This window comes from uncultured Chitinibacter sp. (assembly GCF_945957625.1).
GTDB classification, from domain to species: domain Bacteria; phylum Pseudomonadota; class Gammaproteobacteria; order Burkholderiales; family Chitinibacteraceae; genus Chitinibacter; species Chitinibacter tainanensis.
On record NZ_CAMFLP010000002.1, the window covers coordinates 202,012 to 214,514 of the forward strand.

Below are 12,503 nucleotides of genomic sequence, written 5' to 3' on the forward strand. Positions count from 1 at the left end.
CCCGCCGCCTTGCCGATTGTCCGCAGCGAGGGCATTTTGCGTAGCAAAACTTGATGAGGGTTCGCCTTTGGGGTGAAGGGGTATTTGGCGAAGCAAATACCCCTTCCCGCCTGCGCGGCGGCACGCGCACCCAAACCCGCGGCGCACAGCCGCCAAACCCGCTCACATGCAAACCACCGCACACCATACCGTGGCCTTGCGCCAGATTCGCCTTTCAGCAAGAAAGCTACATTTTTCCAACAAACAGCTGACGTTGATTTTTCGATTAGATAGGATATTAAAACCCGACGAACGGTAGGGCGTATTCGACGCGAAACGGTAATACGCCATTGAGTGATTCAATCGATGTATGTGGAACACATCCATGTGTAATGTCTTCGCCGATTACACCCTACGCCGTACCGCGGTTAAGCAAGTATCTGACGTTGAGCTTGCAAATGGTTACGATCCCATAATAAGATGAATGGTGGGTTCTATTCACTGCGACGCGGCATACCTACGCTTCTTGACGAGTCAATAGCCTTTCCCGTATAATTGCGTGTTTCCTGAAAGCCGCCGAGCATCAAATCAATGGCGGACCAGCTCCAAACTCGGGGTCAGGCTACGCTTATTAAAGCGGACAATACAATGAAGGATGTAAACATGAGGTTTGGTCAATTTTTTGCTGCTATAACTGGTCGGCAAGTGGCTAAACGTGATGATTTAAGTACAATTGAATCAGCAGCCGAGCAAGCTCTTGGTACGAAGCTGAATCTTGTGCGATCTTCATCAAATCTAGTCGCAGCACGAGGAAATGTTTTTTCCTATTCCACAGGCGCCATGAAAGACCTAGACGCTCGGATTGATGCCCTCTTACACACGCACTGAGCAACGGTCAGTAACGAATATGGAATAAGCCGTAGCTTAGCTACGGCTTTTTTGTGATTATTTTATGGCAACCGAAAAAGAAGTTTTTGAGCTGTACGAATTAACATTCAAACCAATTTATGCAGACTTGATTGTAGTATTAGGCAACAAACCCCAAGAAGTACTTTTTGAATTGGAAGCATGTCTCTCACACCTTGGTGTTGCAAAAAACGATCAAGATAACGATGTTATCCAGAAAAACATAAACAGCGCTCATGGTCACATACAGCGCGCAGCCTTGGATTCAGTTAAGTTATTATGGCTAACGCTCAGAGAGCGTAGTGAGAAAATTATTTCAAATGAAGATTTCCGGCGTTATTGCGTGAATTGTCCAGAAGGTGACTTGCTTAATCTTTTCAACGCAGCGGAAAGCAAGGCACTAGAGGCAAGAAAGAAGGAAACACAGAACACAGGTAGAGATCCTAATCAATCAATCACTGACTGGTACGAGGCAGCATCAACGTTACAAGAATTACTGAAGAAAATTGATTACACCAAGATCGATTCATTCAAAAAATTCAAGCTGATATACATAGTTAAATCACAGTGGATTGGATTCTTACTTGGACTTCTTGCAAGCGCAATAGTTAGCTTTGTTTTTTGGATACTACCTTCACATCAATCGATTGAAGATGCTAAAAAAGAAACCCCCTCAAATATTGCAATTGCATCCAAACCAGCAATCGCAGCTAGTTCAGCATCCGCTACAACTCATAAACAGCAATAGCCTGTATTTGTTGTATTAAACAACACATAAAACTGACAGATTCAATAAAAAGCCCCGCATCCGCGGGGCTTTTTCATATGTATTGCTACCCAGCCATCATCCAACAAGACCTCACGCCACATACCCCAAGTTCGGCGCCAAATCGCGTTCCGCTTGAGCGACCGACACCCCACGCCGCTGCGCATAATCCTCCACCTGATCTTTGGTGATTTTGCCCACGCCAAAGTAGCGTGACTCGGGGTGCGCGAGGTAGAAGCCGCTGACTGCTGCGGTGGGCAGCATGGCGTAGCCTTCGGTGAGCGTCATGCCGATGTTCGGCGCGTTTAGCAGTTTGAATAGCTCCACCTTGCTGGTGTGATCCGGGCAGGCTGGATAGCCGGGGGCGGGGCGGATGCCGGTGTATTTTTCGTCGATCAGCGCTTCGTTATCCAGCTGCTCGCCCGCCGCGTAGCCCCATAGCTCGGTGCGCACGCGGGCGTGCATGTGCTCGGCGAAGGCTTCGGCGAGGCGATCGGCCAGCGATTTGAGCAGGATGGCGCTGTAGTCGTCGTTGGCGTCTTCAAAGCGTTTCACGTGCTCATCAATACCGATGCCGGCGGTGACGGCAAAGGCGCCGATGTAATCAGTGATGCCCGTCTCTTTCGGCACGACAAAGTCGGCCAGACACCAGTTGGGCTTCACATCGGCCGCGTTGCGCTCGTCGGTTTTGGCCTTCGGCAATTGCTGGCGCAGGTTGTGCCACAGCATGGCGGTTTCGCCGGTGGCTGGGTCGCGGATTTCGATGTCGTCGTGGTTCACCGCATTGGCGGGGAAGAAGCCGATCACGCCGGCGGCGGACAGCCATTTTTCTTCGACGATTTGCTTGAGCATTTTTTGCGCGTCTTCAAACAGCGGGCGCGCGGCTTCGCCGACGACTTCGTCGTTCAAAATCGCTGGATAGCGGCCATACAGCTCCCAGCTTTGGAAGAACGGCGTCCAGTCGATATAGGGTACCAATTCGCTCAGATCATACTGGGTATATTCGCGCACGCCAGTAAAGCTAGGCACTACTGGCGTATACCCTGCCCAATCTTGTTTGAATTTGTATTCGCGGGCTTCATCAATGCTGATCAGCTTGGTGCGATCTTTGTTTTCAAATAGCTCGCGCGCTTTGGCGTATTCGGCTTTTACTTCAGCCACGAATGGCGCTTTCAGATCATCCGACAGCAGATTCGAGCACACGCCGACAGCGCGGCTGGCGTCGGCCACGTAGATCACTTGGCCGTTTTGGTAGTGCGGCTCGATCTTCACCGCGGTATGCACTTTCGACGTCGTTGCGCCGCCGATCAACAGCGGAATATCAAAGCCCTGGCGCTGCATTTCTTTGGCGACGTGCGCCATTTCTTCCAGCGATGGGGTAATCAGGCCGGAAAGGCCAATGATGTCGGCGCCGACTTCGCGGGCTTTATCCAGAATCGTCTGGCACGGCACCATCACGCCCAGATCAAACACCTGATAGTTATTACAGCGCAGCACGACGCCGACGATGTTTTTACCGATGTCGTGCACGTCGCCCTTCACCGTCGCCATAATGATCTTGCCCTTGGCCGGCGCGTCGGCCAGACCCATGGCGATTTTTTCGGCTTCGATAAATGGCTCCAGATGCGCCACGGCGGCTTTCATCACGCGGGCGGATTTCACCACCTGCGGCAGGAACATCTTGCCCGCGCCAAACAAATCGCCGACGACGTTCATGCCGTTCATCAAGTGGCCTTCGATCACGTGGATCGGGCGCTCGACGCTTTGGCGCGCTTCTTCGGTGTCTTCAACGATGTAGGTGGTAATGCCCTTCACCAGTGAATGCGTAATCCGCTCTTGCAGCGGCAGTGTGCGCCAGCTGAGGTCTTCACCCGATTTTTGCGCCGCATCGCCACGGAATGATTCGGCCAGCGCGATCAGCGCGTCGGTGTCGGCCATTGGGTCGGCACCGTCCATCAGCACCACGCGCTCGATGGCGTTGCGCAATTCCAGCGGCACTTCGTCGTAGTTTTCCAGCGCACCGGCGTTCACAATACCCATCGTCATGCCGCGCTGAATCGCGTGGTAGAGGAACACGGCGTGGATCGCTTCGCGCACCTTATTATTGCCGCGGAAACTAAACGACACGTTCGACACGCCACCACTGATTTTGGCGTGCGGCAGGTTTTGCTTGATCCAGCCGGTGGCTTCGATAAAGTCGAGGCCATAACGGGCGTGCTCTTCAATCCCGGTGGCGACGGCGAAAATATTCGGGTCGAAAATAATGTCGGCCGGGTTAAAGCCGATTTCGTCAACGAGGATGCGGTAGGATTTTTCGCAAATCTCGACTTTACGCGCGTAGGTATCGGCCTGACCGACTTCGTCGAAGGCCATCACGATCACCGCAGCGCCGTACATTTTCAGCAAGCGCGCGTGGTGTTTGAATGCTTCCACACCCTCTTTCATCGAGATCGAGTTCACGATGCACTTGCCCTGCACGCATTTCAGGCCCGCTTCGATCACGTCCCATTTCGATGAGTCGATCATGATCGGCACGCGGCTGATGTCGGGCTCGGCGGCGATCAGGTTCAGGAAGGTGACCATCGCCTGATGGGCATCGAGCATCCCCTCATCCATATTGATGTCGATGATCTGAGCACCGTTTTCCACCTGCTGGCGGGCGACCTCCAGCGCGGCCGGATAATCGCCAGCCAAGATCAGGCGGGCAAAGGCTTTGGAGCCGGTGACGTTGGTACGCTCACCAACATTCACGAATAGATCTTTATCACCGATGTTGAAGGGCTCTAGGCCAGACAGGCGGCATTTTGGCTCGATTTCTGGCAGCTTGCGCGGTGGCAAATCTTTTACGGCTTCGTAAATCGCCTTGATATGCGCCGGCGTGGTACCGCAACAGCCACCGATGATATTCACCAAGCCCGAGGCCGCCCATTCGCGCACTTGCGGCGCCATATCTTCAGGCAGCAAATCATAGCCAGTCGGCGCCAGTGGGTTCGGCAAGCCGGCGTTGGCGTGTACCGACACATAGGTGTCGGAAATGCGGCTCATTTCTTCCACATACGGGCGCAGCAGATCAGGGCCCAGCGCACAGTTCAGGCCGAACGACACGGCATCGGCGTGGTGCAGCGAGTTGTAGAACGCCTCGGTGGTTTGACCGGTCAGCGTACGGCCCGATTGATCGGTGATCGTGCCGGAAATCATGATCGGCAGCTCTTCGAGCTCGGGGCGATCGGCAAAGTATTTCTTGATCGCAAACACAGCCGCTTTGGCGTTCAGCGTGTCGAAAATCGTCTCGACCATCAGAATATCGGCGCCGCCTTTCACGAGGCCGTCGATCGATTCGAGGTAAGCCTCGACCAGCGCGTCAAACGTTACGTTACGGTAGCCGGGGTCGTTTACATCCGGGCTGATCGACGCCGTGCGGCTGGTGGGACCAAGAATACCGGCACAGAAGCGCGGTTTGCTTGGGTCTTTGGCCGTTTGCGCCACGCACAGGTCTTTCACCAATTTGGCGGCGGCGTGGTTGATCTCCCACACCAGGCCTTCCATCTCGTAATCGGCCATCGCCATCGAGGTGGCGTTAAAGCTATTGGTTTCGATGATGTCGGCACCAGCATCAAGGTATTGCTGGTGGATTTCGCTGATGATCTGCGGCTGCGTCAGCACCAGCAAATCGTTATTGCCTTTGACGTCGGTATGCCAATCGGCAAAGCGCTCACCGCGATATTGCGCCTCGGTGAGCTTGTATTGCTGAATCATCGTCCCCATGCCGCCGTCGAGCATCAGTATTTTTTCGGCTAGCAGTTTTTTCAGGTGTTCGGCACGCGTCATGGGGCTTGTCAATCAGTAAAAAAATCAATCGGCTAGTTTACCATGAGCACGGCCAAGCTGCGTAAGCTACGCCCCCTAGCGCCTGTGCGCCGGCCGCCGATCGGCGCCCCCGCCGCAAGATGCGCCCAACTGATTTACCACAAGGTCGCAGATAGAAAATTAGGAAACCATGAACCCCAAATGATCCGGCCTGTCGTAGACTCACGCTTTTGTCATAAAGCTGACACAAAGCACAATAACAAGAGGAATCCACCGTGTTATCCCGTCTGTCCACCCGTAACAAACTTTTTATGCTCAGCGGCACTTTGCTGCTGTTAATGACTGGGCAAATTCTGTTCACCCTGTATCAGCTCTCGTTTAATCGCAGCAAGGTCGAAGAGCTGCTGCAAGATCGCTATCCCAAAATCGAGCAACAGCAACTGATTACCGCCAATACGCTGGCAATTGGCATGCTGCTGCGCGAAGCCATCATCGATAACGAAGGCCGCGAAATCGAACAGGGCCTAAGCCGGATTGGCGAATTGCGCCAAAGCTCGACCTCGGCGCTGCAATATTTAGAAACCCACACTGAAAGCGCCGAGAGCAAGGCGGTACTGAGCGAGATTAACGCCGCACGCGCGCCACTGGCCCAGCATTACGAGGCGCTGTTTAGCCTGATTCGCGCCAATCAGGATGCCGAGGCGATGCAATATCTGCGCACGCAATACGATCCGGCCTATCAGCTGTTCCAGCAAAAAGTGGATGCCATGCTGGCCTCGCAAAAAAGCAAAATGAACGCCGCCGGCCAAGCCACCACCGACAGCATCGACCAGCTCTTTTGGCTGATGCTGATTAGCGGCGGGATTGCCGCGGCGCTGGGCCTGGCCGCCTCGCTGCTGATTGCCCACGCGATTACCCGCCCGATTGCCCAGGCGCTGAGCGAAGCCGAGCGCATTGCCGCCGGCGATTTGCGCGCAGGCCCTGCCCAAAATATCGACGGGGATGACGAACCGGCCCGCCTCTTGCAGGCGCTGCACACCATGCGCGGCAATCTGCAAACCATGGCGCAGCAAATTCAGCGCCATGCCCAGGCCGTCAGCGGCGCGGCGCATCTCTTGGCCAGCTCATCTCAGCAAGTGGCTGTGAGTGCACAGCAGCAATCGGCCTCAACCACCGGAGCAGCCGCCACGCTGGAAGAGCTGACCGTGAGTATTCATCTGGTGGCCGATAGCGCCAGCGAAGCTTCGCAACAAGCGCAAAACGCCGGCGAAACGGCGCAGCTGGGGGGCAAATTTGTGGTGAAAGCCTCGAAACAAATGAGCGCGGTGGGCAGTGATGTCAGCCAGTCGGCCAGCCAGATGTCGGCGCTGGAGCAAGATGTGAGCGAAATCGGCAAGATGGCGACGATTATTCGTGAAGTGGCCGACCAAACCAATCTGCTGGCCCTGAATGCCGCGATTGAAGCGGCCCGCGCCGGCGAAACCGGCCGTGGCTTTGCCGTGGTAGCCGATGAAGTGCGCAAGCTGGCCGAGCGCACCACGCATTCGGCGCATGAAATCAGCGAGATGATTACCCGCATTCAAAATGGCAGCGCCACGGTGAACCAGTGGATGAATGAAAGCGTGCACAGTGTGGATGAAGCCGCACTCAGCGCCGATTCGGCCGCGCTGGCCATGGAAGAAATCGAGGGCAACGCGGGCGCCGTGGTGGCCGCGGTGAACCAGATTAGCCATTCGCTGAACGAGCAAAAACTGGCCGGCCAGGATCTGGCCAGCCGGATGGAGCAAGTCGCCCAGATGGCCGAAGAAAACGGCCAGACCGTGCAGCAGCTGGCCAGCACCGCGCAGGAATTATCGCGCCTGGCTACGGAGCTTAATACCACGGTGGGGCAATTCCGCTTGCACTAAGCGCCCCGCACCGCAGCACTTGGCGCAGGCAAAAACTGCGCCAAGTACTTGGTTCCGTTGAAAATTACCAAATCCAGCGCGGCAAAGTACGCAGCGCTGGCCACCAGCGGCGCGTTAGCATTTCAGTATCCACAACTGAAAGGTGACGCCGATGCAAATCCGCTCTCTCACCCCGACTTACAGCACCATCCAGCCGCGCAGCATGAGCAGCGGCCTACCCACCACCACGCAAAGCGAGGCGCATAGCCTGTGGCAGGAAGACCTGTACAGCAGCAGCCCCGACCTACCGACGCTAAGCAAGCCCGAGCTTCCCAGCGCCACCAAGCCGGTGTTGCTGGAGCTGGCCAAGGCCGACCATGTGAACCGGCTGGTGGATATTTATCTGCAATCGAGCGGGCAAGCGCCGCTTAGCCGTCAGAGTACACTCAGCGCCCAGCAGCAGCGCCATTGGCTGCAGCAAACCTATCAGCCCGAGCTAGCCGCCCCTAGCCAGCTGAGCGTTAGCGCGTAAACCACACCCCACGCCACACGCATGCCGCCGGCGGCCAGCCCTACTTTTAGCCTACACATGGCTGTCGCCAATTTTTCATACAACCGTGAAACAATCGCCATTCCCACCCCCGAATGAGGTGCAAGATGCTGGTTTCACAGGAAAAAACGGCGCTCTGGTGGCGCCTGAACGAGAAAGTGTTCGCACTGGCCCAGCAGAATCTGCGCCGCGCCTGCGAAACCCAATTGCCCAAGCTGCTGCCCCCGCCGCTGCGTGATTACCCGCTGGCCAGCTGGCTCAATACCGGGGCAGTGTATTGGCAGGATAGTCTTGAGCGACAAGCACTGTACTGGGATACCCTGCGCGAACGCGGTGATCAATTTTTGCAGCACGAAGCCGCCGGCAAGCCACCGGTACTGAAATTTGCCTACGAGCTGGTGGTGGATGCCCGCACTTTCGCCCAGCCGGTGAATTACGCGCTGGTGCGCATTACCCCGCCGGCCGTCGTCACCGTCAACCCGGCCAGCCGCCCCTATGTGGTGATCGACCCGCGTGCCGGCCATGGCCCCGGGATTGGCGGCTTTAAAGCCGAATCGGAAATCGGCGTGGCGCTGCAGGCCGGCCATCCGGTATATGCGGTGATTTTCTTCCCGATCCCCGAGCCCGGCCAGACCTTGGCCGATGTCACCTCGGCCGAAACCGAATTTTTGCGCTATGTGCGCCAGAGCCACCCTGATGCCCCCAAACCGGTGCTGATCGGTAACTGCCAAGGCGGCTGGGCGGCGCTGCTGGTAGCGGCCAGCTCGCCTGAGCTGGTCGGCGCGGTGGTGGCCAATGGTGCGCCGGTGTCGTATTGGGCCGGCAACGATAACAACCCGATGCGCTACGCCGGCGGCATGCTGGGCGGTAGCTGGCTGGCGCTGCTGGCCGCCGATCTGGGTAACGGCCTCTTTGATGGCGCGCATCTGGTCAGTAATTTTGAAAATCTGGATCTGGGCAATACGCTGGTGAGCAAGCATTACCACCTGTATGACCAGATCGATACCGAGGCGCCGCGCTTTCTGGATTTCGAGCGCTGGTGGGGCGCCAATTACCTGATGAATGCGGCGGAAATCCGCTGGATTGTCGATCACCTGTTTATTGGCAATGATCTGGTCGAGGGTAAAGCGCAAGCCGCCAGCGGCGCGTATGACCTCACCGCGGTGCATGCGCCGGTGGTGATTTTTGCCTCGCTGGGCGACAACATCACCCCGCCGCAGCAAGCTTTTAACTGGATACTGGATCTTTACCCGAGCACCGATGCGCTGAAAGCCGCTGGGCAAGTGGTGGTGGGGCTGGTGCATGAGTCGATTGGGCATTTGGGGATTTTTGTCAGCGCCGGCGTGGCCAGCAAAGAGCACGCGCAGATTGTCGAGCTGATGACCATCATCGAAACGCTGCCACCGGGCCTGTATGCGCTGCAGATCGAAGCGGACGCCGATGGCGGCTGGCGCGCACAACTGCAGGAACATCCGGTTGAGTCGCTGCATGCGCACCAGCGCTTTGACCGCCGCGATGAGCTGGCCTTTGCCGCGGTAGAGAGCGTCTCTGCCGCCAATATGGCCGCCTATGAGCAATGGCTGCGCCCGTGGGTGCAAGCCTGCAGCAATGATCTCACCGCCACGCTGGGGCGCTTATATCACCCGCTGCGCCTGCAGCGCTGGGCGTGGAGCAGCCTCAACCCGCTGGCGCTGGCCAATAGCATCTGGGCCGAGCAAGTGCGCCAGCAGCGCCAAGCGCCGACCGAGACGCTGCCATGGCGGGCGCTAGAACGCCAAAGCGTGCAGCAGCTGGCCGCCGGGCTGGATTGGCTGGGTGCGCTACGCGATATTCAAACCGAAACTGCCTTTTTGCTCGGCTACGGCACACTCACCCTGCTGGGGGTGGGGCAGGAACATCAGCAAGCCGGGCAGCTACCCACTGCCGAATCAGCAGCGACAGCCCCGAGCCCAGCCACAGCGCCGGCGTCAGAGTCACCCACGCCGCTGGATTTGCAAGAACAGCTGCAAGCGGGGGATGCCAATACCGGCCTGATCCGGCTGGGGCTGTTGCTGCAGGGCGAGCAGATCGATGTGCAGCAACGGCAGCTGAGCGTGAGCTGGCTGCGCACGCACACCCCACTGGCGGAGTTGGATGACGATACGCTGGCCACGCTGATTCACCAGCAAAGCCTACTGCTTTGGCACTGGCGGGAAGCCGCCATCGACACGCTGCCAACGCTGTTTGGCAGCAAAGCGGCGCTAGAGCGGGCGTTTAAGCTGTATCAGGCCTTGGCCAAAGAGCATGCGGCCGATCTGGCCCTGAGCGAGCGGCTGAGCGCCCTGCGCAAAACCCTGCTGCCCACCCGTCGCCGTGGCAAAACCGATGATGCCATCACGGTAGATGCCGCCTGATTGGTGAATTAGCCACACAAAAACAAACCGGGGTATTGCCCGCCAGTGCATGAATATCAATGCACGGCAGGCAATACCCCGGTTTTATTTGGCTAGGCGCCTTGGCGCTTAGATCATTTCCTGCGCCTGAATCGCCGTCAGTGCGATGGTGAAGACGATGTCATCCACCAAGGCCCCGCGCGACAGATCATTCACCGGCTTGCGCAAGCCCTGTAGCATTGGGCCCACCGACACCACGTTGGCGCTACGCTGTACGGCCTTGTAGGTGGTATTGCCGGTATTCAGATCCGGGAACACAAATACCGTCGCCTGACCGGCCACCAGCGAGCCTGGGGCTTTTTGCTGGCCCACTTCCTGCACCGAGGCCGCATCGTATTGCAGCGGGCCATCGATAGTGAGCTGTGGGTGGCGGGCTTTGGCGATTTCAGTCGCCGCGCGCACTTTATCCACATCCGCGCCCGAGCCAGATTGGCCGGTGGAATAACTGATCATTGCTACTTTCGGATCAATGCCAAACGCTTTGGCCGAGTAGGCACTTTGCGCAGCGATTTCGGCCAGTTGCTCGGCAGTTGGGTTCGGGTTCACCGCGCAATCGCCGTACACCAGCACTTGCTCGGGCATCAGCATAAAGAACACCGATGACACAATCGAATTGCCCGGTGCGGTTTTGATCAGCTGCAGCGCCGGACGGATGGTGTTGGCGGTGGTGTGGATCGCGCCCGAAACCAGACCATCCACTTCATCAATCGCCAGCATCATGGTGCCAAGCACGACATTATCTTCCAGCTGGCGCAGGGCCTGAATTTCGGTCAAGCCTTTTGACTTACGCAGCTCAACCATCGGTGGCACGTAGCGCTGGCGAATTTCGTCCGGATCGAGGATTTCCAACGTTGGCGGCACGGTCACACCCTGGGTTTGCGCTACTGCTTCGATCGTGGCGCGTTTACCCAGCAGCACGCAGCGCGCGATGCCTTTTTCTTCACAAATGATCGCGGCGCAAATGGTGCGTGGCTCTTCGCCTTCAGGCAGCACAATGCGTTTGTTGGCGGCGCGGGCTTTCTGGATCAGCTGATAACGGAAAGCCGGCGGGCTCAGATGATGCACCCCCAGGGTATTCACCCCGGCCACCAGTGCATCGACATCCAGTTGCTCGGCCACGGCATTCATCACCCGGGTCATGCGATCTTTGTCATCGGCCGGCACCACGGTCGGTACTTTACTGATGGCCAGCGCGGTGCCGAAACTATCGCCATCGGTGCGCAAGACCGGAATCCCGGTATTAAAGGCCATATGCACAAAATCGCGCACGGTGTGGTTGATTTCGGTATTGTGCGTCAGCACCAGCCCGGCCAGCTGCACACCATTGCTGGCGGCCAGCGCGGTGGCCAGAATCACGTCATCGCGATCGCCTGAGCTCACAATCAGCGCGCCCGGCTGCAGGCGGCGAATCACTTCGGGTACGGCCCGGGCCGCCACCACGGTTTCGGTGACGCGACGCTTGGTCAGCTCGCCCTTGACCAGAATTTCGGCATCCAGATGCAGCGCCACATCAAGCGTACGCGGCGCCAGCAGGTGCGGATCAAATTCGATCACGCCCCAGATCGGCAAACCATCCAGCTGGGCTTGCATCTGCGCGCTATCAAAATCAACCGGCGCTTTGTTAAAGATCACCCCACCAACGCGCACGCCTTCGTTACCAAACTGGCGCGCCGCGACTTTGACTTCTTCGGCGGCGTGTTTGGCGCTGGCATCGGTGACCAGAATCACCGTGGCCTGCAAACCCAACGCCATCGAGGTATTGAGCTGGCTGGTATAGGGGTTGCCACCATCCGGGTGCAGGCCTTCCACCACCAGCACATCGGCGTCATTGGCGGCGTTCATGCACATGGTGACGATTTCTTCGAGCAGATCGTCAGTCTGGCCAATGGAAATTTGCTCGATGGCATAGGCGGCATTCAGGGCATCGGGCACTTCCAGCGAACAAATGCGGCGAGCAAAGTGGCTAGAGCGCTCCACATCGCTGGCAGCCTGATCCTGGGCAACCGGTTTAACAAACCCTACTTTCAAGCTTTGGTTTTGCAGGCAGCGAACCACACCCAAGGTCACCGAGGTCAGGCCGACATTGTGGCGGGTTGGCGCAATAAAAAAGGTTTGCATGGTGTCTTTTCCAAATGGCGTACGCAGACAAGTGCGCACTATAAACAAACAGCAGCTAT

General features: G+C 57.3%; 6 protein-coding genes. 4 read left to right on the forward strand and 2 right to left on the reverse strand.

What is annotated here, in order from left to right; translation table 11 throughout:
- The first annotated feature begins 931 nt into the window (after positions 1–931).
- Positions 932–1,633 carry a hypothetical protein gene (locus tag QV747_RS04805; protein WP_273429373.1) on the forward strand — a complete coding sequence of 234 codons (702 nt, stop codon included), beginning with the start codon at positions 932–934 and terminating at the stop codon, positions 1,631–1,633.
- Positions 1,634–1,744: 111 nt separating this feature from the next.
- Here the strand turns inward: QV747_RS04805 and metH are convergent, their stop codons facing one another.
- Positions 1,745–5,479, reverse strand: coding sequence for a methionine synthase (gene metH, locus QV747_RS04810; RefSeq protein WP_273429371.1), 3,735 nt, complete (start codon positions 5,477–5,479; stop codon positions 1,745–1,747).
- A 254-nt stretch (positions 5,480–5,733) separates the two neighbouring features.
- Between metH and QV747_RS04815 the strand changes: the two genes are divergently transcribed.
- From QV747_RS04815 to QV747_RS04825, 3 genes are all read left to right on the forward strand, one after another.
- The gene (locus QV747_RS04815) at positions 5,734–7,365 is read left to right on the forward strand and encodes a methyl-accepting chemotaxis protein (protein WP_273429369.1); all 1,632 of its coding nucleotides are present in this window, start codon (positions 5,734–5,736) and stop codon (positions 7,363–7,365) included.
- A 151-nt stretch (positions 7,366–7,516) separates the two neighbouring features.
- Entirely contained in the window at positions 7,517–7,876 is a 360-nt protein-coding gene (locus QV747_RS04820) for a hypothetical protein (protein ID WP_273429368.1), read from the forward strand.
- 125 nt (positions 7,877–8,001) lie between these two features.
- Positions 8,002–10,287 carry a DUF3141 domain-containing protein gene (locus QV747_RS04825; protein ID WP_273429366.1) on the forward strand — a complete coding sequence of 762 codons (2,286 nt, stop codon included), beginning with the start codon at positions 8,002–8,004 and terminating at the stop codon, positions 10,285–10,287.
- A 108-nt stretch (positions 10,288–10,395) separates the two neighbouring features.
- On the opposite strand, the gene pta is transcribed toward QV747_RS04825, so the two are convergent.
- Positions 10,396–12,444, reverse strand: a complete 2,049-nt coding sequence (gene pta / locus QV747_RS04830; protein WP_028450576.1) for a phosphate acetyltransferase — start codon at positions 12,442–12,444, stop codon at positions 10,396–10,398.
- Between the last annotated feature and the right edge of the window lie 59 nt (positions 12,445–12,503).

Coding starts and splice junctions, on each gene's coding strand:
- QV747_RS04805 (WP_273429373.1), top strand. CDS start 932: ATGGCAACCGAAAAAGAAGTTTTTGAGCTGTACGAATTAACATTCAAA.
- metH (WP_273429371.1), bottom strand. CDS start 5,479: ATGACGCGTGCCGAACACCTGAAAAAACTGCTAGCCGAAAAAATACTG.
- QV747_RS04820 (WP_273429368.1), top strand. CDS start 7,517: ATGCAAATCCGCTCTCTCACCCCGACTTACAGCACCATCCAGCCGCGC.
- QV747_RS04825 (WP_273429366.1), top strand. CDS start 8,002: ATGCTGGTTTCACAGGAAAAAACGGCGCTCTGGTGGCGCCTGAACGAG.
- pta (WP_028450576.1), bottom strand. CDS start 12,444: ATGCAAACCTTTTTTATTGCGCCAACCCGCCACAATGTCGGCCTGACC.